This window comes from Agathobaculum butyriciproducens, from assembly GCA_003096535.1.
Classification (GTDB): domain Bacteria; phylum Bacillota; class Clostridia; order Oscillospirales; family Butyricicoccaceae; genus Agathobaculum; species Agathobaculum butyriciproducens.
The window spans coordinates 1-26001 of sequence record QEKJ01000013.1 but is presented as its reverse complement, the minus strand read 5'-3'; the positions used below and the strand labels follow the sequence as shown (position 1 = coordinate 26001).

18 protein-coding genes and 1 riboswitch are annotated in these 26001 nt (G+C 57.4%); of the genes, 7 read left to right on the top strand and 11 right to left on the bottom strand.

Annotation, left to right across the window (positions count from 1 at the left end; all coding sequences use genetic code 11):
- Positions 1-86 precede the first annotated feature (86 nt).
- From C7386_RS09585 to C7386_RS09565, 5 genes are all read right to left on the bottom strand, one after another.
- Positions 87-743, bottom strand: coding sequence for an HAD family hydrolase (locus C7386_RS09585; protein ID WP_110436299.1), 657 nt, complete (start codon positions 741-743; stop codon positions 87-89).
- 118 nt (positions 744-861) lie between these two features.
- Positions 862-2154, bottom strand: a complete 1293-nt coding sequence (locus C7386_RS09580) for a chloride channel protein (protein WP_110436298.1) — start codon at positions 2152-2154, stop codon at positions 862-864.
- Between the two features lie 88 nt (positions 2155-2242).
- Entirely contained in the window at positions 2243-3748 is a 1506-nt protein-coding gene (locus C7386_RS09575; RefSeq protein WP_110436297.1) for an IMP dehydrogenase, read from the bottom strand.
- 639 nt (positions 3749-4387) lie between these two features.
- Positions 4388-7963: a helicase-exonuclease AddAB subunit AddA gene (gene addA / locus C7386_RS09570; RefSeq protein WP_110436296.1), complete on the bottom strand. Its 3576-nt coding sequence runs from the start codon at positions 7961-7963 to the stop codon at positions 4388-4390.
- On the bottom strand, positions 7944-11324 hold the full coding sequence (locus C7386_RS09565) for a PD-(D/E)XK nuclease family protein (protein WP_116705399.1): 3381 nt from the start codon (positions 11322-11324) through the stop codon (positions 7944-7946). The genes addA and C7386_RS09565 overlap by 20 nt, the downstream gene beginning before the upstream one ends.
- A gap of 350 nt (positions 11325-11674) precedes the next feature.
- Positions 11675-11801: riboswitch (FMN riboswitch) on the top strand.
- Between the two features lie 171 nt (positions 11802-11972).
- Here C7386_RS09565 and ribD point away from each other — a divergent pair.
- From ribD to ribH, 4 genes are all read left to right on the top strand, one after another.
- Complete coding sequence (gene ribD, locus C7386_RS09560; RefSeq protein ID WP_110436294.1) at positions 11973-13058, top strand: bifunctional diaminohydroxyphosphoribosylaminopyrimidine deaminase/5-amino-6-(5-phosphoribosylamino)uracil reductase RibD; 1086 nt, start codon at positions 11973-11975, stop codon at positions 13056-13058.
- On the top strand, positions 13058-13693 hold the full coding sequence (locus C7386_RS09555; protein WP_110436293.1) for a riboflavin synthase: 636 nt from the start codon (positions 13058-13060) through the stop codon (positions 13691-13693). Before ribD ends, C7386_RS09555 begins: the two co-directional genes overlap by 1 nt.
- Before the next feature lie 15 nt (positions 13694-13708).
- Positions 13709-14917: a bifunctional 3,4-dihydroxy-2-butanone-4-phosphate synthase/GTP cyclohydrolase II gene (locus C7386_RS09550; protein ID WP_110436292.1), complete on the top strand. Its 1209-nt coding sequence runs from the start codon at positions 13709-13711 to the stop codon at positions 14915-14917.
- 80 nt (positions 14918-14997) lie between these two features.
- A complete protein-coding gene (gene ribH / locus C7386_RS09545) occupies positions 14998-15459 on the top strand; it encodes a 6,7-dimethyl-8-ribityllumazine synthase (protein WP_110436291.1) in 462 nt (153 codons plus the stop codon).
- 367 nt (positions 15460-15826) lie between these two features.
- On the opposite strand, the gene C7386_RS09540 is transcribed toward ribH, so the two are convergent.
- The 5 genes from C7386_RS09540 to hrcA form a co-directional block, all read right to left on the bottom strand.
- On the bottom strand, positions 15827-16252 hold the full coding sequence (locus tag C7386_RS09540; protein WP_110436290.1) for an RNHCP domain-containing protein: 426 nt from the start codon (positions 16250-16252) through the stop codon (positions 15827-15829).
- A 127-nt stretch (positions 16253-16379) separates the two neighbouring features.
- Positions 16380-17531: a molecular chaperone DnaJ gene (gene dnaJ / locus C7386_RS09535; RefSeq protein ID WP_116705398.1), complete on the bottom strand. Its 1152-nt coding sequence runs from the start codon at positions 17529-17531 to the stop codon at positions 16380-16382.
- A gap of 127 nt (positions 17532-17658) precedes the next feature.
- Entirely contained in the window at positions 17659-19506 is a 1848-nt protein-coding gene (gene dnaK / locus C7386_RS09530) for a molecular chaperone DnaK (protein WP_116705397.1), read from the bottom strand.
- Positions 19507-19562: 56 nt separating this feature from the next.
- Positions 19563-20090 (bottom strand): nucleotide exchange factor GrpE, encoded by a 528-nt coding sequence (grpE, locus tag C7386_RS09525; RefSeq protein WP_116705396.1) that lies wholly within the window; start codon positions 20088-20090, stop codon positions 19563-19565.
- A gap of 28 nt (positions 20091-20118) precedes the next feature.
- Positions 20119-21165: a heat-inducible transcriptional repressor HrcA gene (hrcA, locus tag C7386_RS09520; RefSeq protein WP_158557228.1), complete on the bottom strand. Its 1047-nt coding sequence runs from the start codon at positions 21163-21165 to the stop codon at positions 20119-20121.
- Positions 21166-21470: 305 nt separating this feature from the next.
- On the opposite strand from hrcA, the gene C7386_RS09515 reads away from it, so the two are divergent.
- Both C7386_RS09515 and C7386_RS09510 read left to right on the top strand, forming a co-directional pair.
- Positions 21471-22490 carry a Gfo/Idh/MocA family protein gene (locus tag C7386_RS09515; protein WP_110436285.1) on the top strand — a complete coding sequence of 340 codons (1020 nt, stop codon included), beginning with the start codon at positions 21471-21473 and terminating at the stop codon, positions 22488-22490.
- Between the two features lie 98 nt (positions 22491-22588).
- Positions 22589-23176 carry a hypothetical protein gene (locus tag C7386_RS09510; RefSeq protein ID WP_110436284.1) on the top strand — a complete coding sequence of 196 codons (588 nt, stop codon included), beginning with the start codon at positions 22589-22591 and terminating at the stop codon, positions 23174-23176.
- 56 nt (positions 23177-23232) lie between these two features.
- On the opposite strand, the gene C7386_RS09505 is transcribed toward C7386_RS09510, so the two are convergent.
- Entirely contained in the window at positions 23233-24240 is a 1008-nt protein-coding gene (locus C7386_RS09505; RefSeq protein WP_110436283.1) for a Gfo/Idh/MocA family protein, read from the bottom strand.
- Between the two features lie 298 nt (positions 24241-24538).
- Between C7386_RS09505 and C7386_RS09500 the strand changes: the two genes are divergently transcribed.
- Positions 24539-25555 carry a LacI family DNA-binding transcriptional regulator gene (locus C7386_RS09500; protein ID WP_116705395.1) on the top strand — a complete coding sequence of 339 codons (1017 nt, stop codon included), beginning with the start codon at positions 24539-24541 and terminating at the stop codon, positions 25553-25555.
- Positions 25556-26001 lie beyond the last annotated feature (446 nt).

Sequence of the window (26001 nt, the reverse complement as noted above, 5' to 3'; positions counted from 1 at the left end):
GGAAGCCGCGTTAGGATTTCTAACGCAGCTCCATACTCTCTTTCCTATATATAATAGGACATGATGCGTTATATTGCAAGTGTTTTTTACAATTTATCCGCAAGTTCGGCAAAGGAATGCTCGACGAACACATCGCTCACCTGCCGGAGCGTGTCTTCGCCCTCCGCGTAGGCGGGCTCTGCCATGCCGCAGAGCGCAAAACCGGCTTTTTTCGCCGTTACGCCCGCATACGGCGCATCCTCGAACACCATGCACTCCTCTGCCGTCAGACCGAGACGCTTTGCGGCTTCGAGATAGATGTCCGGCTCGTACTTGGGCACGCCTACGTCCTCGATGGTGAGCATGAACTCGAAATATTTCATCATGTCGCGGTCGATGAGCGCCTTCTCCGCGTGGCGGCGTGCCGTCAGCGTAGCGATCGCCATTTTGACGCCGCGTGCGCGCAGACCTTCGAGAAAGTCGATCACGCCGTCCTTCGGCCGGGCAATCGTCTCGTAGCGCGAGGTGATCATCTCGTCCATGCCGTCGAGCATCTGCTGCTGGGTCAGCGGCAGGTTCGGATAGCGTTTCAGAAAATACTCCGCGACCTGCGGCTGGGAAAAGCCCTCGCATACCGCGTAGTCCGCGTCTGTGATGTGAACGTCGAACTGCGCAAGGTAGCGCTGTGTCAGTCGTTTCCAGACCGGCATGGAGTCCAAAAGCGTGCCGTCCATGTCGAAAATTGCACCTTTGAAATTCTGCATTGGTTTTGTTCCTTTCGAAGGATAAGATGTAGGGCGGGACACTCCAGAGTGGCTTCTCTTGCCTTTCGGGCAATTCACCTTCTGAGGTCACCCCGCTCTACAATTCAGCTTAGTGTGATTATTTGGTTTTTCGGTCGATATATCTCGGCTGGAGCTTGGAATAGACGATCTTCTGCTCACTGTACAGGCCGTAGTAGCCGGAGAGCATATACGAGATGGCGATGACCAGCGCGAACAGCGAAAGGCTCTGACCGCCGAACAGCTCATACGCCAACAGGATGGATGTGAGCGGCGAATTTGTCACGCCGCAGAACACAGCCGTCATGCCGAGACCGGCCGCAAAGGACGGCGCCAGACCGAAAAATCCGCCGTAGGCGGCGCCGAAGGTCGCACCGATGAACAGCACGGGCACGATCTCACCGCCTTTATAGCCGACGCCAATGGTAATCGCCGTCAGCACCAGCTTGAGGAAAAACGCCTCGTAGGCCGCATGACCGGCAATCGCGCGTTCAATGACCTGCATGCCTGCACCGTTGTAGTCTCGGGTGCCGAGCAGCAGGCTGATAAGCACAACGACAGCACCGCCGACCGCGATGCACGCGTACTGATTCGGCAGAAAATGCTTGAACAGATGGCCGATTTTATGGAAGATGATGCACACGAGCGCACTCAGTCCGGCGCAGACCACGCCGAACGCCACCAGCTTTACAATGAGCAGCACATCTGTATTTCCCGGCACACCGGAGAGCGTAAACGCGGTCGTGCCGCCGCCAAGCTGCAGCGCTACCTGATGCGCGATCACGCTCGCAAGGATGGACGGAAACAGCGCCGCGTAGTACATCACGCCCACGCTGATAACCTCCATTGCGAACACGCTCGCCGCAAGCGGCGTGCCGAACAGCGCCGAAAAGCACGCTGCCATGCCGCACATGGTGATTGTGCGGGAATCCTTGTCGTCCAGGTGCATCAGATGTCCGATATTGCCCGAAATCGCACCGCCGAGCTGCAGCGCCGCACCTTCTCGTCCGGCAGAGCCGCCGCACAGATGGGTCAGCACCGAGGTGATGAAGATGCTCGGCGCAAGCCGCAGCCGTACCGGATGATCCTGCCGCACCGAGGTCAGGATAAAGTTAGTGCCGCGCTCAAGCGGCATATCCATTTTACTGTACCAGAACGCAATGAAAACACCGACCAGCGGCAGAAAATACAGTGTCCAGCTCTGCTCCTGCCGGGTTTCGGTCGCCCATTCAAGCGCGTGCTCAAACGCCGCGCCGACCGCGCCGACGACCACGCCGATGATTACCGCAAACAGGCACCATCTCACAAAAATGCTGATATTATGCCGCACGCGATACCACGAGCCGTACAGCTGCCGCAGCAGACGGCGTCCCGGCTTGTTATTCTGAGGCATAGCGCCCCTCCCCCTTCATGCAATCTCATTTCCGATAAGAATTGCCCCGCAGAGATAACCTGTGGGGCAATTTGTGAGTAAACTATGCTTATTTGCTCGTAGATGAGGTTTCCTTGAGCACAACATCGTGTGCGCCGCCCTCGACGATCGAGGTTGCGGATACCAGCGTGATCTTTGCCTTCTTCTGGAACTCCGGAATGGACAGAGAGCCGCAGTTGCACATGGTGGAACGTACCTTGCTCAGGGTCAGGCCGAGGTTGTCCTTCAGCGAGCCTGCGTACGGAACGTAGGAGTCAACGCCTTCCTCGAAGGACAGCTTCTTGTCGCCGCCCATGTCGTAGCGCTGCCAGTTGCGGGCACGGGCAGAACCCTCGCCCCAGTATTCCTTCATGTAGCTGCCGTTGATGTTGACCTTGTTCGTCGGGGACTCGTCAAAACGAGAGAAGTAGCGGCCGAGCATGAGGAAGTCAGCGCCCATAGCCAGCGCCAGCGTGCAGTGATAATCGTGAACGATACCGCCGTCCGAGCAGATCGGAATGTAGATGCCGGTCTCCTCGAAATACTCGTCACGAGCGGCTGCAACCTCGATCAGAGCGGTAGCCTGACCGCGGCCGATGCCCTTCTGCTCACGAGTGATGCAGATGGAGCCGCCGCCGATGCCGACCTTGATGAAGTCCGCGCCGGCCTCAGCGAGGAAACGGAAGCCCTCACGGTCAACAACGTTGCCCGCGCCGACCTTTACACTGTCGCCGTACTTTGCGCGTACCCAGGACAGGGTGCGGCTCTGCCACTCGGAGAAGCCCTCGGAGGAGTCAATGCAGAGAACGTCTGCGCCCGCCTCAACCAGTGCCGGAACACGCTCTGCGTAGTCGCGGGTGTTGATGCCTGCGCCGACTACATAACGCTTGTGCTCATCGAGCAGCTCAAGAGAGTTTGCCTTGTGGCTGTCGTAGTCCTTGCGGAATACCATATAAACAAGGTGCTGCTTGTCGTCTACCAGCGGCAGAGAGTTCAGCTTGTTGTCCCAGATGATGTCGTTTGCGATCTTGAGGCTGGTATCTGCCGGAGCGGTGATCAGCTTGTCAAACGGAGTCATAAACTCCTCAACCTTAACGCTGCGCTCCATGCGGGAAACGCGGTAGTCGCGGCTGGTGACAATGCCGAGCAGCTTGCCGTTAGCGGTGCCGTCATCGGTAACAGCCATGGTGGAGTGACCGGTGCGCTCCTTCAGCTTGAGAACCTCCTCAAGGGTGGTGTCCGGCTTTACGTTGGAGTCGGATACGATGAAGCCTGCCTTGTAGCTCTTTACGCGGGAAACCATGGCAGCCTCGCTCTCGATCGACTGCGAACCGAAGATAAAGGAGATACCGCCCTCCTGCGCCAGTGCGATCGCCATACGATCATCCGATACCGCCTGCATGATTGCAGAAACCATCGGAATGTTGGCATACAGCGCGGATTCCTCGCCCTTTTTGTACTTAACGATTGGTGTGCGCAGGCTTACGTTCGCCGGCATGCACTCCGCAGAGGAATACCCCGGTACCAGCAGATATTCGTTAAAGGTATGCGAAGGTTCACTGAAATAATACGCCATTTCGTCGTTCTCCTTTTCTCCAAATAGGTCGTTTTTGATAGTTAAGTTTATTATATCCTTTTTGCCCTGTAAAGTAAAGCGGGCATATGACGGTTTTTCACGATTTTTGCCGCATGCGTGTTATGCAATCCGTGCAATAAACTGTCGCGGAACTACAGTTTCACCGACACGCAGGAACGGACCGTGGGCCGTTCCAAAGTTGTCCGAAAGTTCCCATACGGAAACTTTCTCCCTCTCAGGGTGTAAAACCTGCGCTATCCTTGCGCGGATTCTTGGACGCGCTGCGCCGATACATGCTCCCGGTTTGCTCTCATTAAACATTTTTAAGGATAGAGGCCTACGGGCTACGAATTTGCACAGTAAATTCTATTTTATGCGCGCTATCGCGCTTAATTGATATAGCCTGTTCCTTTTCGATAGATTAGAGATAGAAAAATCCGCAGACGTTCCCGTCTGCGGATTTTTCATTTGGAAATGAGGAATGAATGATGGTGGCATATTGAAGTCCTGCGGAGCCGTCCGGTATTTTTCCGGTGCCCCTTCGCTTTTGTTGTACTCAATTTACCATCGTGCGGCCGCAATGTCAATGCATGCAAATGAATCTTAACACGCTCTTAACTGCCGGGCGGTCAAATGCTGTCAGTCCTCGTCAAGCGACACCCATTCGGTATCGCCGGTGTGGAAAAAGTACAGCACGCAGGCGCGGACCGGTCTGCCGTAAATCTCATGCACGGCACGCGCGTAGGCGGCCAGCTGCGGACGGTACTGCTCGGCTCTCTCGACCGCACCGCCCTTCTTGATGCGGTCGGTCTTGAAGTCAAGGATAACAAAACCGTCCCTGGTTTCGATCAGGCAGTCGATAACACCCTGCAGGAGCACATTTTCCTCGGGTGCGTCCGCCGCAACCGGAAAATACGCTTGCGCCGGAACGAGCACGGAGAACTTGAACTCACGCCGCACCTTGTTTTCCGCCATAAAGGTTTTGTACAGGTCGGAGGCGAAAAACCGTTCGATCTTGCGTTTATCCACAGCATGCGCCTGTTCTGTGGACAAAATCTTCTTTTCCGCCAGACGGTTCAGCTCGTTTTCCACGCCGTTCGGCGCACAGGCGGCGTCAAAGTCGCAGAACTGCATGAACAGGTGGTGTGCTGTGCCGATCTCGGCCGGTGTCAGCTTTTTTTCTCCCTGCTCGAACAGCGGCGCGCGCAGCTGCACCTCCTTCCGCGGAGGCGGTGTCTCCTCGGCGGCCTCGTCTGCGCGGTAGCCGCGGCCGACACCGGTGGCGGTCAGCTTGCTCGGCAGATCCGCGAGGTAAGCATGCGGGTAGTCGAAGTGCGGCTGCACGGTGCAGTTGCCGGTCTCCCTGTCCTCGAAACGCAGGATTTCAGTTTCCTGCGGCTGCAGGTCGCTCGGATAATACACCTTGAGCGTGAATGCGTCATTGTCCGTGCCGTGCTCGGGCACCTCAGGCGCATACTCCTCGCGGAACGCACGCGCGCACGGATGCCGCAGCAGCGGTGTCAGAATCCACGCAAGCGGCGTGCGCACCGCGCCCATGGCGTACTGCGGCAGCTCATCGAGCGATGCCAGCAGCGACCATTTTTTCAGCGAATTCCGCAGACTGCCGGTGGCTGCCGTCAGAATCAGTTTTTCCTTGGCGCGCGTCATCGCTACATATAATACGCGCAGCTCTTCGGATATCATCTCGCGGCGCATCTGCACCGAGACCGCAATGCGCTCGGCGGTGTCATACTGCACACCGCGGTCACGGTCGCGGCACTTGCTGCCGAAGCCGAGGTTCTGGTGCACGAGCACCGGCTCCTTGAGGTCGCTGTCGTTGAACTGCTTGGCGCAGTCTGCCACGATAACGACCGGAAATTCCAGTCCTTTGGACTTGTGGATGGACAGAATGCGGACCGCACCGCCGGTGGCCTCGGCACCGACCGTCTGGAAATCCTCGCCCTGCTCGAGCATGCCGCGCAGCAGGCGCACAAAGTCAAACAGGCCGCGGAAGCCCTGTCCCTCAAACGAGCGCGCCCGCTCGAAGAATGTCAGCAGGTTGCTCTGGCGCTGTGCGCCGTTCGGCAGCGCGCCGTACAGGCCGAGTGCACCGGTCTGATCGTAAATTTCCCACAGCAGGCGGTACACCGGCTGATCGCACGCAAAAGTGCGCAGAAAGTCCAGCCGCTGCAGAAAGGTTTCCACCTTCGGGAAATCCGTTCGCGACTGCAGAAGCGCGTCATAATAGCTGATCTTGCGATCCACAAGGCGAATATCTGCCAGTTCCTGCTCGGTGAAGCCGAACAGCGGCGAGCGCATCACACCGATAAGGTCAACGTCCTGCCTCGGATTATCAATGACGCTGAGCAGCGACACCATCGTGCCGACCTCGGCAGTCTCCAGCAGGCCGCCGCGCTGCTCGGCGCTGGCTGTTACGCCGATACGCTCCAGCTCCGCAATGTAGGTCGGCGCCTTGCTTCTGGGCGAGCGCAGCAGGATTACGATGTCACCCGGCGTGACCGGACGCAGCTTTCCGGTCTGCTTGTCCGTCACCGGAAAGCCTTCATCGAGCAACGCACGAATCCGCTTCGCGGCAAGCCGCGCTTCGAGTTCGGTCTTGTCCGGCGCATCATCGTCTTCGCCGAGTCCGTCCGCATCCACGAGCAGGACTTCGGTCTTGTACCGCTCGTTTCCGGCCTCCGGATAGTAGTCCGCACCGAGGTGCAGCGCCTCCTTGTCCGTGTACGCGAGGTCGCCCACGGTCTCGCCCATGACGGCGGCAAACAGGTAGTTGCACGCGTCCAGCACAGCCGCCCGCGAACGGAAATTCTGCCCGAGGACAACACGGCGCGGCTGCCCGTCGGCGGCATCCGCCGCCTCACCGAAGCTGCGGTATTTCTCCAGGAAAATGGACGGGTCCGCCAGTCGAAAGCCGTAAATGCTCTGCTTGACGTCACCGACCATGAACAGGTTGGTCTCGTCTCTGGAGAGTGCGCGGAAGATGGCATCCTGCACGGCGTTGGTGTCCTGATACTCGTCTACCGCAATTTCGGTGAACTGCTCGGACATGGTTTTCGCCAGTGCGGACGGCTTGCCGTCTGTGTACAGCAGACGCACGGCAAAGTGCTCCAAATCGTTGAAATCCGCAGCATTTCTTGCACGTTTCGCTGCCGTAAAGGCATCGTCGAAGGCATTTACCATGTCGATGAGCGCGAACAGCGCGGGTGCTGTCAGGCCACGGTCGTACTCCGCCTCTTCTGCGGTGACGGTCAGCCATTTCTCCCGAATATTATTGGCAACGCCCTTCCACTCCTCGCGCATGGCCTTGATCTGCTCGAGGAACGCCTTGTCCTCAAATTTTCTCGCGGCCTTGAGTCGGTCAAACGAGATCGACCGGGCAGCCTTCACGCAGTCGTCCCAGCTGCCGTTATACAGCGCATCAAGCAGACGCTCGGCCTGATTTAAGTCGCTCGTCAGCGCGGGCAGATAGTTGTCCGCCAGCTCGTCAATGCCGGTCAATTCATCCACAGCCATGTGCAGAAATGCCGCACCGTGCTGTGCCGCCGACCTTGCCTGCTCGCGCAGAACACAGCCGTGCGGCGTGTCCATGCCGCGCGTGTACAACCCCGCACGCACGTCCTCAAGGAACGCCCGCGGATCGGGATGCGCCTGAATTTTCTCGTAGGTGCCGAGAATGACCTCGCCCAGCTTTTTATCGTCGCGCCCCGCCGTCAGCAGGTCACAGAGCGCGAAAAACTTCTCGTCCGCCTGCTCGTAGGCCGTGTCGAGCACTTCTTCGAGCACCTCGGCGCGAAGCAGCTTGCCCTCGTTTTCGTCCATCAGGCGAAAGTCGGGCGCGATGCCGAGCACCGCCGCCTGCTCGCGCGCGAGCGACAGGCACAGCGCATGCACAGTCGTGATTTTCGCGCGGTGCACGAGGAACAGCTGCCGCCGCAGACGGGTATCCCGCGGGTTTGCGGCTACGGCCGCACCGAGGGCCGCACCGATTCGCTCACGCATTTCGGCTGCCGCTGCATTGGTAAAGGTAACCAGCAGCAGGCGGTCGATATCGACCGGATCGTTCTCGTCCGTCAGCCGCCGGAGCACACGCTCGGTCAGCACGGCTGTCTTGCCCGAGCCGGCTGCCGCTGAAACCAGCAGTGCGCCGCCGCGGTCGTCGATCGCGGTCTGCTGATCAGGTGTCCACTTCGGCATTGTCGTCCCCTCCTAACTGCTCCCAGAATTCCTTGTCCTTGATGTTTTTCAGCCAGCGCATCTTGTCTCCGGCGGTCTCATCGAACCGGCAGGCTGCCCGGAAATCACACCATTCGCAGTAGCTGCGGTCGGTCTTGCGCGGGTCGGCTTCAATGCTGCCGTTTCGCAGAGCCTGTCCCATTTCGAGCAGCTTTTTCTGCGTGTAGCGTGCCAGTCTGCCGAATTTCGCCAGATCAGCTACCGCAGACTTGGCGGCAAGCGTCGGCTCATCCTCGCCCTTCCTGGTCTTGATAGAGACCGGAATAAACCGTCCGTCACCCTCCAGACCGTGCTCCATTGCCTCGAGCAGCGACATATCGTCGCTCAGCAAACCCGAACGCCGCAGCGCCTTATCGCGCAGGATGCGCAGCCCTTCCTCGTCCGTGTCGCGCGCCGCGTCCGGCAGCTCATCGCGCACCGGAACGTACAGCACGCCCGCCGGTACGATTTCGTTCAGCTCGGCAGTCAGGCGGGCACGATAGCGGCCAAGACCCTCCTGCTGCAGCGCGTACAGATAGATGATAAGCTGCATGTTGAGTCCATACCAGATGTCGGACAGCGAAAATGACTTTTTTCCGCTTTTATAGTCCATAACGCGCAGATAGAGGCGGCCGTTTTTGATGTAGCCGTCCACGCGGTCCACCTTGCCGGAGAGTGAAACCGACACATCGCCGTCCTCACACTGCACGGGCGGCAGGTCGCCGCTGCGCGAGAAGTCCAGCTCATAGTCGATCGGCGCAAAGTCGGATACGCGAAGTTCTTCGATCACGTTGTCGAGGATCTGCTCCACGGCGCGCACCAGTCGGCGGAACAGGTACTGGAAACGCGCGGTTTTGTTCTCCAAGCCGCCCAGTTCCTCCGCGACATACTGCCGTACCGCTTCACGGCAGGCTTTGCGCACGGTCGGCTGATCGGCATGGGCGGCGCCGCCCTCGCACTTTCCAAGAGCATCCAGCGCATGCTCGAGCACATAGTGGATGAACGTGCCGGTCGAGAGCGCATCAAACTTCGCCACGCGGCGCGGCTTGGCCTTCAAACCATACTGCATAAAGAATGCAAACCGACAGGAATAGAACGTATCCACACGCGAAGCGGTCAGATTGAGGCTTTTTCCGTACAATCCGTCAATCGTGTGCGGACTGCTCAGCGGTCCTCTGCCGCGCCGCTGCGCCTGCGCGTTTTTGACGCGCTCATCATCCTTATAGTAGTCATAGGCAGCCCGCACGGCGGCTGTCCGGTCGCCCGAAAGATACGCACACGCGAGTTCGACCGCCGGTCGTTCTGCCTGCAGGCGGTCACGCACGGTCTCCGTCCGGTGGGTGGAAAACGGCACATCCGGCAGCAATTCGCGCACTGTGTTTACGAAGTAGGACGGCCGCGTTTCACCGCCGCCTGCGTCGATGGTATGATACGTCAGCAGCAGCTCGTCCGTCGGGCACGCGAGTGCTCGATAGAGCGTTTCCTGCTCCATCAGCAGGCGTTCCTCGCCGTAGGCTTTGAGTTCCACGCCGAGCGCGTCCATTTTGTCGCGGTCCATGTCGCTCAACAGCGAGGTCGAGGACGGGGTTTTCGGTATCAGGCCGTCGTTGACGCCCAGCAGGATGACATATTTCGCATTTTCCGTACACGCACGCTCGATGTTGCCGCAGGTCACGCGGTCGAGCGAAACCGGAATCGTACCCACATCATACTCGCCGAGCACCAGCCGGAACAGCTGCGCGAAACGGTCGAGCGTCAGCGGCATATCACCGCACACCCATGCAAACTGCTCCATCGCAGAGACCAGGATTTCCCACAGCTGGCGGTACTCGTCAGCCAGCTGCAGACGGCCCGCCTGCTCGTGTCCGGCGGCGCGGTCAGTCATGCGCTGCGGCGCATCCACCGCGAGAAGAAATGCATAGAGCGCACGCACGCAGTCGCCTGCAGGCTGCTCACCTGCAAGTGCCTCGCGCAGTGCGGAGAACGGCGCGATTGCCCGTTTGCGGAGTGTGTTCTGCTCGGCAAGCTGTGCCTTCGCGTTCTCGTCGATGGATAGACCGTAGCCTTCCGGATGCTCGGTCCACTCGCGTTCCCATGCTCCGCCACGGATGTTCCAGGTGAGCACATAGTTCTCTAATTTGTCAATTTCGTCCCAATCCAAGCCCGCGAGTCCGGTCTTGAGACAGGAGAACAGATCTTCATATCGGAAGTGATTTCGCACCGCTTCCAGTGCATTCGTGACCAGCGCCATCGGCGGACGGGACAGCAGATCCGGCTTTTCCGCGAGGAACACCGGAATGTCGTACCGCGCCATCGCCATTGCAAGGAACGCGCTGTACGGCTCGATATCGCGTGCCGCAACCACAAAATCGCGGCAGCGCGCGCCTTCGTCCCGCACCTTGCGCCGAATGTAAGCCGCTGCATGCTCACACTCGTCAAACGGTGAAGCCGCCTCGTACAAACGAACGCCGGCTGCGCTCTCCTGCGGGGTGCGCACCGGCAACAGGCTTTCGCGTTCGAGCGCAGCCAGTCCCTCCGGTCGGGCCACCTTGCTTTCGCCCAGTTCGATGCGCTCGACCGTCTGGTTATGATGCTTTGCCATCCGTGTTAATTTCTGCACTGTTTTACAGCCGGTAAGGAAAATCTCCGGGTAATCCGTATCACAGGTTACCGCCGCAGAGAGTGGCACACCTGCCGCCAGCATGGCATCAACTACTGCACTTTCCTGCACGGTAAAGCCGAGAAATCCATCCAGATAGACCGCTGCGCCGTCCAGCGTGTGACTTTCTGCCAGACGGTCGCGCAGGTGTGTCAGACGGTCTCTCGGGTCAGGCAGGGACTCATCGCACAGGCGCTCATATGCCGTCAAAATCTGTGCAAGGTCGGACAATTTTTCTGCAAGTACAGCGTCCTCACTCTCCTCGGCAGCCGCAAACAGCGTCTCCGGTGCGACTGCACAGGTTTTGCACTCGTCGATCAGCCGCAGTGCCTCCTGCAGCAGCTCCGGCTTGTCTGCCAGACCCTTCCACGCACTCAGCCCGCCCTGCACACGGCGTGCCGCCTCCTGCAAGGTCAAAAGCTGACCTGCCGGTGTCAGCATCTGCTGTGCCAGTCCGCCGACCTCAGAGAACACACGGTCAGCCAATCGTGAGAACGTCAGCACCTCGGCCGTGCGTGCGCCGTGGTTGTGCGTGGCCGCGGCAAGCCGCCGCTCCATCAGGTGCGAGTTCAGCTCGGGCACGAGCAGAATCTGCCGTCCCTCTCCCCTTTCACTCAGCGCCGCGATCTCCCGCAGGATGGCCGTTGTCTTGCCGCTTCCCGCTCGTCCGGTCCAGATCCGCATGGCACACTCTCCTTTCGTTTCATAGCTATTTGATTATAGCACAACCGAAGCAAATTGAAAATGGATACACCCACCGCAGTGGGCGTCCAGCGAGCAACCGCCCATAGGGCGGCTCTTAGCGAGTCGGAATAGAAAACAGGAAATTATCAATAAAGACCGCGCGGTCGTTTTATACTTTTTTGTGAGTTATTCGCTTATTTTTCAGTCTTTTTTGAACTTTTCCGGTGTTTTGTTTGCATTCTCATATTCTGTAAAATTATTTTTTCAAAAAACTCTTGCATTTTTCTCCGCTTGGGACTATACTTTCCTCAGGCAGAGTAATAAAGGCTTTGCCCCGCAAAACCAAATATTTGATTCTTCAGGGCAGGGTGCAATTCCCTACCGGCGGTACAGCCCGCGAGCGGATGCCATTCGGCGGAAGCATGATTCGGTGAAATTCCGAAGCCGACAGTATAGTCTGGACGAAAGAAGAATGCGCGGAAAGACCTTCCGCTTGTTTGCTGTTCTGAAATGCTGATTCGGTGTTTCAGACTTTTTATTTTCACAATGCTTTTCTCAGCGTCCCGAAGATTCTTGTCTTTGGGACGTTTTTTATGGCTGTCGCCAAACTATCGTGAAATTTTCTACAGAATTATATCAGGTGATTCTATGCAGGAGCAAAAACAGGAATATATGCGTCGGGCGCTGGCGCTGGCCCAGCGCGGAGCCGGTCACGTCAACCCGAATCCGATGGTCGGCTGCGTCATCGTCAAGGACGGAAAAATCATCGGTGAAGGCTGGCACGAGCACATCGGCGGCCTGCATGCCGAGCGCAATGCATTCGCGCACTGCACCGAGGACTGCACGGGCGCAGACCTTTACGTCACGCTCGAGCCGTGCTGCCACTGGGGACGCACGCCGCCGTGCACAGACGCAGTCATCGAGCACAAGATCGGCCGCGTGTTCGTTGGCTGTCTCGACCCGAACCCGCTGGTAGCCGGCAAAGGCGCACAGATCCTGCGCGACGCAGGCATCGAAGTCGAGACCGGCGTGTGCGAGGACGAATGCCGCCGCGTGAATGAAGTTTTCTTTCACTACATCACGCACAAAACGCCGTTTGTGACGCTCAAGTACGCGATGACGCTGGACGGCAAAATCGCCGCGCACACCGGTGACAGCCGCTGGGTTACCGGCGAGACCGCCCGCCGTCATGTGCACGAAACGCGCAACCGGCTGCCCGCCATCATGGTCGGCATCGGCACCGTGCTTGAGGACGATCCGCTGCTCACCTGCCGCATTGACGGCGGGCGCGATCCGATCCGCGTAATCTGCGACAGCCGCGCAAGAACGCCGATCGACAGCAGAATCGTACAGACGGCGAACAAAATCCCGACCTATATCGCGGTCATCGGTCAAAATGAGCGCACCGCTGAACTGGAACGGCACGGTGTACACATTCTCGAATGCAAAACGAAAAACGAGCGCGTAGACCTTGCCGACCTGATGCGCCAGCTCGGCGCACTCGGCATCGACGGTCTGCTTCTCGAAGGCGGTTCGGCACTTGCGTTCTCCGCGCTGGAGGCCGGTGTGGTGCACCGCGTGCAGGCGTACATCGCCCCGAAAATCATCGGCGGTGCAGGCGCAAAAAGTCCGGTCGGAGGTCTGGGATTTGACAAGATGGTGCAGGCGCTTCCGCTGAAGGACGTGACCTGCACGCCGATGGACGAAGATTTCCTGATTGAAGGGAGATTGTAATGTTTACTGGACTTATCGAAGAAATCGGTACGGTGCGGCGCATCGAGCGCGGCGCAAAGGGCGCTCGGCTGACGATTGCGGCGAATACCGTGCTCGAAAATACAAAAATCGGCGACAGCATTGCCACGAACGGCGTATGCCTGACCGTGGTCGCGCTGACGGACGACAGCTTCAGCGCCGACGTGATGGCGGAGAGCCTGCGGCGTTCCGCGCTCGGCAGTCTGCAGAGCGGCTCGCCGGTCAATCTGGAGCGCGCGATGCCTGCCGACGGACGGTTCGGCGGTCATATCGTATCCGGCCACATCGACGGCACCGGCTCGGTTCTCTCGCAGCGGCGCGAGGACAACGCCGTGTGGGTGACGATCAAAACACCGGCTCCCCTGCTCCGGTACATCGTCGAAAAAGGCTCGATCGCTATTGATGGTGTCAGCCTTACCGTGGCGGCTGTGACGGGCACCGACTTTTCGGTCTCCATCATTCCGCACACCGGCGCGCAGACCATTCTGCTCGGCAAAAAGCCGGGCGAGCCGGTCAACCTCGAATGTGATGTGATCGGCAAATATGTTGAAAAAATGCTCACGCCGCACAAATCCAGCGGTATTACGATGGATTTTCTTGCACAACACGGATTTTAACGGAGGTTTTCTCTTATGGAATATCAGTTCAATACAGTTGAAGAGGCGCTCGAAGAGCTTCGCGCCGGACACCTCATCCTCACCATTGATGACCCGGACCGCGAAAACGAGGGCGACCTCATCTGCGCGGCACAGTTTGCCACGACCGAGAACGTCAACTTTATGGCGACCCATGCCAAGGGCCTGATCTGCACACCGATGAGTGAGCAGGTTGCACTCCGTCTCGGTCTCGAGCAGATGGTAAAGGTCAACACCGACAACCACCACACCGCGTTCACGGTCTCTATCGACCATGTGGACACCACGACCGGCATTTCCGCCGAGGAACGCGGCTTTACCTGCCGCAAATGTGCGGATATCCACACCAAGCCGGAGGAGCTGCGCCGTCCGGGACACGTTTTCCCGCTTGTTGCACGCCGCGGCGGTGTGCTGACCCGCAACGGCCACACCGAGGCAACTGTCGATCTGTGCCGTCTGGCCGGACTCGAGCAGTGCGGTCTGTGCTGTGAGATCATGCGCGATGACGGCACAATGATGCGCACCTCCGAGCTGATGGAGAAGGCCCAGGAATGGGGCCTCAAGATCATCACCATCAAGGATCTGCAGGACTACTGCCGCCGCCATGACAAGCACGTTGTCCGCGAAGCCTGTGCGAAAATGCCGACCCGTTTCGGTGAGTTCCGCATCTACGGCTACGTCAACGACCTGACCGGCGAGCACCACGTTGCGCTCGTCAAGGGCGAGATCGGCGATGGCAAGAACCTGCTCTGCCGCGTACACTCCGAGTGCCTGACCGGCGACGTGTTCGGTTCCCGCCGGTGCGACTGCGGTCAGCAGCTGGCGGCAGCCATGCAGCAGATCGACAAGGAAGGCCGCGGCGTGCTGCTCTATATGCGCCAAGAAGGCCGCGGCATCGGTCTGATCAACAAGCTGAAGGCGTATGAGCTGCAGGAAAAGGGCTTCGATACCGTTGAGGCAAACGTAAAGCTCGGCTTTGCGCCCGACCTGCGCGAATACTGGATCGGCGCTCAGATCCTGCAGGACCTCGGCGCGAAGGAGCTGCGCCTGCTGACCAATAATCCGGAGAAGATTTACGGTCTGGACGGCTTCGGCGTAGAGATCGCCGAGCGCGTGCCGATTGAGATTGCACCGCAGAAGGACGACGCATTCTACCTCAGAACCAAGAAGATTAAGATGGGACACCTCTTTAGTGAAACATTGTAATCAATCTATCCCGCAGGGCGGGATGATCTCACCTCGCCCTGCAATATATCTGTTCACCATATTGAAAGGAAGATTTTAAGATGAAGGTACTCGAAGGCAAGTTAGTAGCAACCAAGGGCAAGTTTGCAATCGTTGGTGCACGTTTCAACGAATTTATCGTTTCCAAGCTGATCTCCGGCGCGGAGGACACGCTGGTACGTCACGGTGTGGACACGGATGACATCACGCTCGTATGGGTTCCGGGTGCATTTGAGATCCCGCTGGCGGCGCAGAAGCTGGCGCAGAGCGGCAAGTATGATGCAGTTATCTGCCTCGGCGCGGTTATCCGCGGCTCGACCAGCCACTATGACCTCGTGTGCAACGAGGCTGCCAAGGGCATCGCACAGGTCAATCTGCAGACCGGCGTACCGGTAACGTTCGGCGTGATTACCACTGAGAACATCGAGCAGGCCATCGAGCGCGCAGGCACCAAGGCCGGCAACAAGGGCGCAGATGCAGCGATTGCGGCTCTCGAGCTGGCAAACCTGCTGCCGCAGATCTAAAGATCTAAAATTGTGCAGAAAACCCGCTCCCGGTTATACCGAGAGCGGGTTTTTCATTTATCGCGTGAATGATTGAGAATGGAAAATGGAGAATGGAGAATTATCGTGATGGTAAAACGTGTGTTCCCATACCAAAATCATTTGCAGATGTGTAACCGTAGGGGCGCACAGTGTGCGCCCGCAAAACGTTTGATATGGCGCTGCATAGGAGCACACTGTGCTCCCCTACGATAAGGCATATGCCAACGATTCAGAACAATGGTGAATTCCTCATCTCTGCGTTCATTTTCCATTCTCCATCCTCCATTTTCAATTATTATCCCGCAGATGCAAAAACCACCCGAGAAAATCTCGGGTGGTTTTCTATTTATCTCACTGCTCCGTCTCCTCCCATGAGCGCGGTCAGCTCCTCAATCCGCTCCAACGGGAACGGCGGGAACGCCACCGGCTTCATGGCGATAGACATCAGCTTCATCGGGTTATCGTCAGCCGCTGCGCGGTTGGAATGCAGTACACCGCAGCGTCGGCAGCGATGAATCACTGTCCACTCACCGTTTTTGCGGACCCAGACACCGATGGCGTCCATAATGCCGCCGCAGTCGGCGGCACGGTCGCCCGGCTCATCGTCCACATGCAGGCTGGACAGGCAGTTCGGACAGTGATTCCTGTGGTCGCTGCCCGCGCCTACCGGTACGACCGGATGGCCGCACACCCTGCAGGTGAAGCTGTCGTCACAGGCATGCGTTTTGTAATAACCCTTTTGATATTGCTTGCATTTATTCTCCCGATTCATGGGAATTCCTCCTGAAAAGTCGATTATTTTCGTCCTTTTGGGAGGTGGTTTATGGATTCAGCCGATCTCCCGGTCAGCTTACCGAATCCAATTCACCGTATTTCTTCAAAAAGCAAAACTCCTTTAATTATTTATCCTTAAGTGCGTCCTTTACCTTATCCCAAAAGCTCTTGCGCTTGATCTGATTCTCGTCGGTAGACGTTTCCTCGAACTCACGCAGCAGCTTTTTCTGCTTGTCGGACAGGTTCTTCGGCACCTCGATGTTTACGCGGACGTACTGGTCGCCGCGACCGCGGCCGTTGACGTTCTGGATGCCCTTGCCGCGCATGCGGAACGTAGTGCCGGTCTGTGTGCCTTCCGGAATCTTGTACTCGATGCGGCCGTCGATGGTCGGCACCTGCAGCGTATCGCCGAGTGCGGCCTGTGCGAACGAAATCGGAATATCGACATGTACATCCGGGCCGTTGCGAGTAAAGATCGGGTGCGGACGGATGGCAACCGTTACGAACAGATCGCCTGCAGGGCCGCCGTTTACGCCGGCATTGCCCTGACCTCGCTGCTGGATGGACTGACCATCGTCGATACCGGCCGGAATGTTGACCTTGAACTTGCGGGTCTTGCGGACACGGCCCTGACCGCCGCACTTCGGACACGGCTTCTTGATGATCTTGCCGGTGCCGCGGCAGTTCGGGCAGGCGCCTTGCGTCTGGAACATGCCGAGCGGCGTGCGCTGGGTCTGCGTAACAACGCCGGTGCCTCGGCAGTTCGGACAGGTCTCCGCCGTGGTGCCCTTTGCGGCACCTGTGCCGCCGCAGTCGTCACAGGATTCGATGCGCTCGATCGTGATCTCTTTCTCACAGCCGAACGCGGCTTCCTCGAACGACAGGATCACGGTCTGACGGATGGATTCGCCTCGCTGCGGTGCATTGCGGCGGGACGACCGTCCGCCGCCAAAGCCGCCGCCGAAGAACGAGCCGAACAGGTCGCCCAGATCGCCCATGTCAAAGCCGCCGCCGTAGCCGCCCGCACCGGCGCCGCCGCCGTAGCTCGGGTCAACGCCGGCAAAGCCGAACTGGTCGTACTTGGCGCGCTTCTCCTTGTCGGACAGCACTTCGTACGCTTCGTTTGCTTCCTTGAACTTATCCGCAGCCTCCGGATTATCCTTGTTGAGGTCCGGGTGGTACTTGCGCGCCAGCTTGCGGTATGCCTTTTTCAGCTCATCATCACTTGCGCCCTTCTGTACGCCGAGCACTTCATAATAATCTCTTTTATCAGCCATAAAAAATCATCCTATACACAGGGATAGGCGCACCAAAGTGCGCCTCTCCATTAGAGTGGAGTGTGGAGAGTGAAGAGTGAGGAGTTTTTCTCTCCACTCTTCACTCTTCTATCTTCACTCTTGCTTATTACTTATTGTCGTCGTCCTTAACTTCGGTGAAGTCAGCGTCTACAAAGTCGCCCTGCTGGCCGCCCTGTGCGCCTGCACCCGGCTGGCCGCCCATGTTCGGGTTGCCCTGCGGTGCCTGCTGCTGATAGATCTTGCCGGCCAGATCGGAGAACTTCTTGGACAGACCCTCGGTTGCAGCCTTGATCATATCGGTATCGGTGCCCTTGAGTGCTTCCTTAACCTTTTCGATCTCAGCCTGAACGCCGCTCTTCTCGTCTGCGGACAGCTTGTCGCCCAGATCGGTCAACGCCTTCTCGGACTGGAATACCAGCTGCTCAGCGTTGTTGCGAACCTCAACTGCTTCCTTGTTCTTCTTATCCTGCTCAGCGTACTGCTCAGCCTCGTGCATAGCCTTGTCGATCTCGTCCTGAGACAGATTGGTGGATGCAGTGATGGTGATCTTCTGCTCCTTGCCGGTGCCGAGGTCCTTAGCGGATACGTTTACGATGCCGTTTGCGTCGATATCGAAGGTAACCTCGATCTGAGGAATGCCGCGCGGTGCCGGAGCGATGCCGTCGAGGGTGAAGCGGCCGAGGGTCTTGTTGCCTGCAGCCATCTCGCGCTCGCCCTGCAGAACGTGAATCTCAACGGACGGCTGGTTATCAGCTGCGGTGGAGAAGATCTGGCTCTTCTTGGTCGGGATGGTGGTGTTGCGGTCGATCAGCTTGGTGCATACGCCGCCGAGGGTCTCAATGCCGAGGGACAGCGGAGTTACGTCGAGCAGCAGTACGTCCTTGACCTCGCCGCCAAGTACGCCGCCTTGGATGGATGCGCCGATTGCTACGCACTCGTCCGGGTTGATGCCCTTGAAGCCTTCCTTGCCGGTGATGCCCTTAACAGCCTCCTGTACAGCCGGGATACGGGTGGAACCGCCAACCAGCAGGACCTTGGACAGATCGGAAGCGGACAGACCAGCGTCGCTCATAGCCTGACGAACCGGGCCCATGGTGCGCTCAACGAGGTCTGCGGTCAGCTCATTGAACTTTGCACGGGTCAGAGTCAGCTCGAGGTGCTTCGGACCGGTAGCGTCAGCCGTGATGTACGGCTGGTTGATGGAGGTCTGACTCATGCCGGACAGCTCGATCTTTGCCTTCTCAGCAGCTTCCTTCAGGCGCTGCATAGCCATGCGGTCATTCGACAGGTCGATGCCGTTGGACTTCTTGAACTCATCAACCATCCAGTCGATGATGCGCTGGTCGAAGTCGTCACCGCCGAGGTGGGTATCACCTGCGGTGGACAGAACCTCCAGAACGCCCTCGCCGATGTCCAGAACGGATACATCGAACGTACCGCCGCCGAGGTCGTATACCATGATCTTCTGCTCGGATTCCTTATCTACGCCGTAAGCCAGTGCAGCAGCGGTCGGCTCGTTGATGATACGCAGAACTTCCAGACCTGCGATCTTGCCGGCATCCTTGGTAGCCTGACGCTGCGAGTCGGAGAAGTAAGCCGGAACGGTGATGACCGCCTGATTTACCGGCTGGCCGAGGTATGCTTCTGCGTCAGCCTTCAGCTTCTGCAGGATCATAGCGGAAATCTCCTGCGGGGAGTACGGCTTGCCGTCGATGTTTACGCGGTAGTCGGTGCCCATGTGGCGCTTGATGGAAATAATGGTGCGGTCTGCGTTGGTTACAGCCTGGCGCTTAGCGACCTGACCGATCATACGCTCGCCGTCCTTAGAAAATGCAACAACAGACGGAGTGGTGCGCGCACCCTCAGCGTTAGGGATGACTACGGCTTCGCCGCCCTCCATAACAGATACACAAGAGTTCGTCGTACCAAGGTCAATACCAATGATCTTACCCATAATAAATACACTCCTTAAATGATAGGATTTTGTTTACTTTAATTAGTAGTTAGTAATCAGTTTGCAACCTTCACCATCGCATGGCGAATAACCTTATCGCCAATCTGGAAGCCCTGCTGGAAGGTTTCCGCGATGACATTCTCGCCGAGGTTTTCATCCTCAACGTGCATAACCGCGTTGTGGAAGTTCGGATCGAATGCGGTGCCTGCGGCAGCGTCGATGACGGTGACGTTAATACCCTTGAGGCTTTCGGTCAGCTGCGTCATGGTCAGCTCAACACCCTTTTTATATTCGGTGTCGGCGGTCTCTGCCTTGAGCGCCCGCTCGAGGTTATCATAGGTCGGCAGCAGTGCGGTTACGGCGCGGCTGACGGCATCGGTGTACGCCTGCTCACGCTCGCGCTGGCTGCGCTTGCGGAAATTATCGTACTCCGCCGCCATGCGGAGATAACGGTCGTTCAGGTCGTTATACTTGGCTTCCCAGTCCGTCGCGGGCTTTGCTTCAGCCTTGGCGGTCTCCTCTGCGGGCGCCTCGGTCTTTACCTGCTCCTGCTCTTCCGCCTCCGGCTTTGTCTTTTTGCTCATGTCGTTTTGTGCCTCCGTTTACAGGAAATCAGTGATTTCCGTCTTTTTCATCTAAAAATGTCTCGGCGATCAGTTTGTTCAGCCCTTTTGCGAAGCGGCTGAGCTGTGCGGACAGCTTGGCGTAATCCATGCGGGTCGGGCCCACGATGCCGATCGCGCCCTGACCGATCTTGCCGATATCGTATTTTGCGTAGATCGCCGAGGTTTCACTCAGCGGGTTTTCGCCGTTTTCCGGTCCGATGAAGAACTGGATGCCGTCGATCTTGCGGGTGGCCGGCAGCAGGTGCTTGCGGTCGTCCTCCATGTAATCGAGCAGCGTCTGTGCCTTTTTCGTATCGCGGTACTCCGGAAAACGTAGCAGCTTGCTGGCACCGTCGAGGTAAACCTTCTGGTCGCTCAGCTCGGTGATCAGCTCTGCGATGTACTCGGCTACCGGAGCGAGCAGCGCGGTCAATCCCGCGGCGCGGCGCACAATGTCGAATCGCTCGGCGGTGATGCTCGAGAGCGGCAGTCCGGTCAGCGTCTGGTTGAGTACATAGGTGAGCAGCTCGGCCTCATCCTTGGAGACCTCAGCCACCGTGCGGACCATTTTGTTCTTAACCGTACCCGAATCCGTAACTACTACGATTACGAAATTCATCTTATCGACTGCGATGATCTCAAACTGCCGGATGGCGATCTGTGTCATGGCCGGTGTGATAGCAACCGACGCGTAATTCGTCAGACTGGTGAGCAGCTTGCCGGCCTCCTGAATGAGGTGGTCAAGCTCGCGTACCTTGGTAAGCACGCTGTTCTGCAGTGCGTTTCCGTCCTCCGCATTGTCGGCCGGACGCTCCATCAGTTCATCCACATACAGTCGATAGCCTTGCGGTGAGGGGATTCGTCCCGCAGAGGTGTGCGGCTTTTCGAGGTAGCCCATGTCCTCCAGCTCACTCATCTCATTGCGGATGGTGGCGGACGAGAACGGCAGCTCGTGTCCCTCGGTCAATGCCTTGGAGCCGACCGGCTCAGCCGTGCGGATGTAATCGCCGATAATGGCTTTGAGTATTTGCTTTTTACGTTCCGAAAGCTCCACCGAAGCAGACTCCTTTCTTTCGGTTGTTAGCACTCCATCTCCCCGAGTGCTAAACTTAATTTACCACCACATACGGGCAAAGTCAAGTGCTGTTTGTGAACAATTTATGAAATGATCGTCGGAATTTTATCACACCCGCCTGCCGAGTGCTGAAATGCCAGTTTTCACTGTATAAAAAACGCTCTGATTTGGTCGTTTTTCCTTGCGTTCGCGTCCACGCAGTGATAGAATTAGTATGAGAGAGAGACTGGCAATCGTTCGATTGCCGTAGAGAGAAAATCCGCTCTATAAAAAGGAGAACAAACATGAAGGAAATCAAAGTTGGCATCGTCGGTTTGGGCCGTCTCGGTTCGGTACACGCGCAGAATCTCGCGTTCAAGATTCCCGGCTGCAAGCTGGTCGCTGCCTGCTCGCTTGAGCAGAAGGAGCTGGACTGGGCGAAGGACTACCTCAAGGTAGAGTACACCACCACGGACTACAAGAAAATGGTTGACGAGGCAGACATCGAAGCTGTCGTTATCGTCTCCTCCTCTCCGGAGCACTGCTGGATGATCGAGTACGCGCTCGATGCAGGCAAGCACGTTTTCACCGACAAGCCGCTCGGCTGCTCGCTTGAGGAGTGCAAGCGCGCTGAGGCTGCTGTTGAACGTCACCCGGACAAGATCTTCTTCCTTGGCTTTATGCGCCGCTACGATCCGTCCTATGCGGATGCAAAAGCACAGATCAACGCAGGCCGCATCGGCAAGCCGTATCTGGTAAAGGCTACCGGCCTTGACCCGGAAGCACTGGTCGAGAGCTGCATCAAGTTCTCCAAGACCTCGGGCGGCATCTTCATTGACGCGGCTTCGCACGACATTGACCTGATGCGCTGGTTCCTCGGCGGTGAGGTTACTGAGGTTTACGCCGCAGGCACCAACTTTAAGCACCCCGAGTTTGCCGAGAACGGCGACACCGAGACCGGCATGGCAATGCTCAAGTTTGACAATGGTACGGTTGCTTTCCTGCACGTTGGCCGTACTGCGCCGCACGGCTACCACACCGAGACCGAAATCGTCGGCACCGAAGCGCATATCCGCGTAGCCGGTGTACCGTGGAAGGACCGTGTAATGGTTTACGATCAGTACGGTGCCCGTCAGGAGATCGTAGAGAACTTCCCGCAGCGTTTCGCAGAGGCTTACCTGCTCGAAATGGTGGACTTCATCGACTGCATCCAGAAGGACCGCAAGCCCGAGCTGACCGTTTACGACGGCACCAAGGCAACCCTCGTTACCTACGCGATTACGGATTCGTTCCACTCCGGCAAGCCGGTTCAGGTACAGTATTAATATATTGTAAAATCGCACAAAAGCAGAGCCGAAAGGCTCTGCTTTTTCTTGCATATTTTCATCTTCTCTGCTATTATAATGGCAAGGAGGTAGAGATTATGAACAACAACATTCCCATTGCCCGCTGGCTTTCCATGTTCTGGCTGTGCAGCGCCGTTTCACTGGTGCTTGGACAATTCAGCGGCCCCGTCACTTTGAACGGCACAAACGGTGCAGCGCTCACCGTTACCGGCATTCTCGGTATATTCTGCACCCTCGTGCAGTTTTATCCGTTTTACCGGTTCAGCCGCGTGTCCGAGCGCCTGCAGCGTGCGTTCACAGCCACTGTGCTCAGCGTGGCGGCAACCGTTGTCGGCCTGCTGGCCCTGACACTCGTTCCGAGCGACACGCCGCCGTATACACCCAGCACGTTTTATCTGCTGTTCAGCCTGATCGCACTTGCCGGTGTGATCGCAGCCTATGTCTCGCAGTTCTGGCTGTACACCGGACTGGACGATGTCTGTACGGAGCGCGGCTACGACTTTCCGCCCAAGCGTATTCGCTGGTGCTTTTATCTTTCCCTTATCAACATTTTGCTGCGCATGCTGCCAACTTCTATTCCGATTTTTCTCTCGCAGATTGCCAGCCTTGTGCTGCTTGCCCTGTTTATCCGCGCTGCATATCAAGCGGAAAAGCTGACCGTATAACCCAATATAAAAGAAAAAGGACCGCTGGGGCGGTCCTTTTTCTTATATATGAGAGATTATTTGTAGAGAGCAGGTTTATCCATCATCTCGATCGGCAGGAACTGATTCGTGCCGCGGGAACGGTTGAGCGTGTCTGCTGCGACGCAAGCAGCGTAGCCGTCCCATGCGGACGGACCATCCGGCTCACCCTTCTCCTCGAGGGTCTTGACCCAATGAGTCAGCTCAATGTCATAGGCTTCAATAAAGCGGTCCTTCCAGTCGGTCAGGATTGGGAACGAACGGGTTGCGTTCGAGCGCTTGACAACCGCATACGGATCAGGCAGGTTGACTGTGCCCTTCTCGCAGACGACCTGACACTGGATGTCGTAACCGTAAGCGTCCGCAACCTGAACCTCTACGTCAATGCGAGCACCGGACTGGGTTTCCAGCAGCACGATCTGCGGGTTGTCGTAACCCTTGGTAGAGCACGCGGACTGGCGCACCTTGAGCACCTGACCGCTCTTATACTCATCGCCGAGCAGCCAGCGGCATATGTCCAGCTCGTGGATTGCAACGTTGGAAACGCCCATCTCGGTCTGGAAGCCGTCCGGCTGAGATACGTTGCGGTGGCACGCGTGAATCATCAGCGGCGCACCCAGCTCACCGGAGTCAATGATGCGCTTCATCTCGGCGTAGCCGCGGTCATAGTGGCGCATAAAGCCGACCTGTACCAGACGCTTGCCGTGTGCGGTCTCGGCCGCGATGATTTTCTCGCAGTCGGCGGCACTCTGTGCCAGCGGCTTCTCGCAGAACACCTGCTTGCCCGCTTTAAGAGCCTCAAGCACATAGCCTGCGTGGCTCGGGTCGGACGAGGTGATAACGACCGCCTGCACCTCCGGTGCTGCAATCAGCTCCTCGCCGGTCTTGTATGCCTTCATGCCTTCATACTGCGCCGCAACCTTAATCGCAGCTTCTTCAAAATAGTCTGCACAGGCAACAACCTGACAGCCCGGAACAAGGTCCGTCAAGCGTCGAATGTGATCGCGGCCGATTGCGCCGCAGCCGATAACACCAATATTCAGCATGCTGATCCTCTCCTTTTTAACAACAGGAATAATCACTTAAAATCTCGTTAATACACGCGGATTCCCGCGTTTTTCACACTTTTTCTTCATTGCATACATTGTACCGCAATCTCTCCGTCACGGTCAACCGTCCCACCAAAACATTGGTAGCCTGCCTAAAAAAGCACCGCAAATTTATGGCAAAATGAAAGCTCAAAAGCAGATGACAGTGCATTTTTGATTGTGCACTGTGCGTAGTTATGCTTGACGTCAGCGCTGCTCTCCCCTATACTTTGAAGTAGCAAAGGAGAATGTGTCAATGGCAGTTACCATACAAAAAATCGCAGAACTGTCCGGTGTGTCGCGCGGCACGGTGGACCGTGTGCTGCACGGACGCCCCAACGTCAATCCGATGATACGCGAAAAAGTTGTCCGTGCCGCAGAAAAACTAGGCTACCAGCCTCCAGTGCCGCCGAAATCGGCAGATTGCAGGCAAGCGGCTATTCTCATTCCGCAATGGACGGATGGGCACTTCAACCGTCAGATCGTCAGCGGCATTCGCAAGGCACTGCGCTATATCGCCGATCCAGCGTTTGTACTGACCGAGCAGCTGCTGCGTACCATGACCATGCAGGAGCTGCTCCGCGCGATGGACGAGCAGATTCGTTCCGGCGTGGATGGACTCATCATCCGTGCCGAGAATACGCCGGAGGTCCGCGCCGCCATCGAGCAGGCAGTGCAGCAAGGCGTGACCGTCATTACCTACGATGCCGACGTGCCGGACAGCGGCCGTCTGTGCTATGTCGGGCAGGATTTAGTCCGCGCCGGCGCAATCGCTGCAGGCGTTATGGCGCGGCTCATTCGTCCGCTCGAACATGTACTCATCGTCTCCGGCAACCTGCGTATGGAATCACACAAGGGCCGTGTGGACGGTTTCTGCCGCCGGCTGCTCGAGCTTGGGTTCTCCGAGGACGCCTATCAGGTTATCGAGACCAACGAAATGCCCGATCTTACGAGCGAACTGGTCGCACAGTCGCTCGTCTCGGACAGCCGCCTGCATGCGGTCTATATGGCGAACCAGCCGCTGTCCGGCTGCATTTCCGGCATCCGAAAAGCACGCCGCGCCGTACGGCCCCATATCATCTGCAACGACCTCACACCTGCCGCGAAGCGGTATCTGCGGGACGGCACGGTGGATTTTGTCGTCGGTCAGACCTTCTCGCAGGAGTCGTTTCAGGCGGTTTTGGCAATGTATCAAATGCTGCTGCACGGTGTGAAGCCGAAGCGTGAACTGTATTATACCGATCTGCGGTTGATCACGCAGGAGATGTTGTAGCGGGAGATTTCATTTTTCATTTGTTCATTATCATGGTGCAGATCGGATAAACGGCGGGGTGAGGGCACCTCGCCCTATGAATATATAATAAAGATGATACCAATGAGGATAAAATTCGCAGCGGAGGTGAAACCGTATGTGCAGCAGTAATTTATCTGATACTGCGAATATGTCGAGACATGGGAGCACACTGTGCTCCCCTACGGCAGAAAAAATTCTCTGCCGTTCCCTATCCCCGCCCGGAAAGGGCGCAGCACTCTCTGCAAACTTCGTGCCGAATAAATCAATCCAAATTCACGCAAAAAAGAGCCGCTTTACAGCGACTCTTTTTTGTTTGATATGCGCGGACTGATTACTTAGCAGCCAGACGGCGAGCCTTAGCAGCCATGCGCTCACGGGTAACGTCGAGCAGTACGGCGCCGATGATAACCAGGCCGAGTACGAGG

Coding starts and splice junctions, on each gene's coding strand:
- C7386_RS09585 (WP_110436299.1), bottom strand. CDS start 743: ATGCAGAATTTCAAAGGTGCAATTTTCGACATGGACGGCACGCTTTTG.
- C7386_RS09580 (WP_110436298.1), bottom strand. CDS start 2,154: ATGCCTCAGAATAACAAGCCGGGACGCCGTCTGCTGCGGCAGCTGTAC.
- C7386_RS09575 (WP_110436297.1), bottom strand. CDS start 3,748: ATGGCGTATTATTTCAGTGAACCTTCGCATACCTTTAACGAATATCTG.
- addA (WP_110436296.1), bottom strand. CDS start 7,963: ATGCCGAAGTGGACACCTGATCAGCAGACCGCGATCGACGACCGCGGC.
- C7386_RS09565 (WP_116705399.1), bottom strand. CDS start 11,324: ATGCGGATCTGGACCGGACGAGCGGGAAGCGGCAAGACAACGGCCATC.
- ribD (WP_110436294.1), top strand. CDS start 11,973: ATGCAGGAGCAAAAACAGGAATATATGCGTCGGGCGCTGGCGCTGGCC.
- C7386_RS09555 (WP_110436293.1), top strand. CDS start 13,058: ATGTTTACTGGACTTATCGAAGAAATCGGTACGGTGCGGCGCATCGAG.
- C7386_RS09550 (WP_110436292.1), top strand. CDS start 13,709: ATGGAATATCAGTTCAATACAGTTGAAGAGGCGCTCGAAGAGCTTCGC.
- ribH (WP_110436291.1), top strand. CDS start 14,998: ATGAAGGTACTCGAAGGCAAGTTAGTAGCAACCAAGGGCAAGTTTGCA.
- C7386_RS09540 (WP_110436290.1), bottom strand. CDS start 16,252: ATGAATCGGGAGAATAAATGCAAGCAATATCAAAAGGGTTATTACAAA.
- dnaJ (WP_116705398.1), bottom strand. CDS start 17,531: ATGGCTGATAAAAGAGATTATTATGAAGTGCTCGGCGTACAGAAGGGC.
- dnaK (WP_116705397.1), bottom strand. CDS start 19,506: ATGGGTAAGATCATTGGTATTGACCTTGGTACGACGAACTCTTGTGTA.
- grpE (WP_116705396.1), bottom strand. CDS start 20,090: ATGAGCAAAAAGACAAAGCCGGAGGCGGAAGAGCAGGAGCAGGTAAAG.
- C7386_RS09515 (WP_110436285.1), top strand. CDS start 21,471: ATGAAGGAAATCAAAGTTGGCATCGTCGGTTTGGGCCGTCTCGGTTCG.
- C7386_RS09510 (WP_110436284.1), top strand. CDS start 22,589: ATGAACAACAACATTCCCATTGCCCGCTGGCTTTCCATGTTCTGGCTG.
- C7386_RS09505 (WP_110436283.1), bottom strand. CDS start 24,240: ATGCTGAATATTGGTGTTATCGGCTGCGGCGCAATCGGCCGCGATCAC.
- C7386_RS09500 (WP_116705395.1), top strand. CDS start 24,539: ATGGCAGTTACCATACAAAAAATCGCAGAACTGTCCGGTGTGTCGCGC.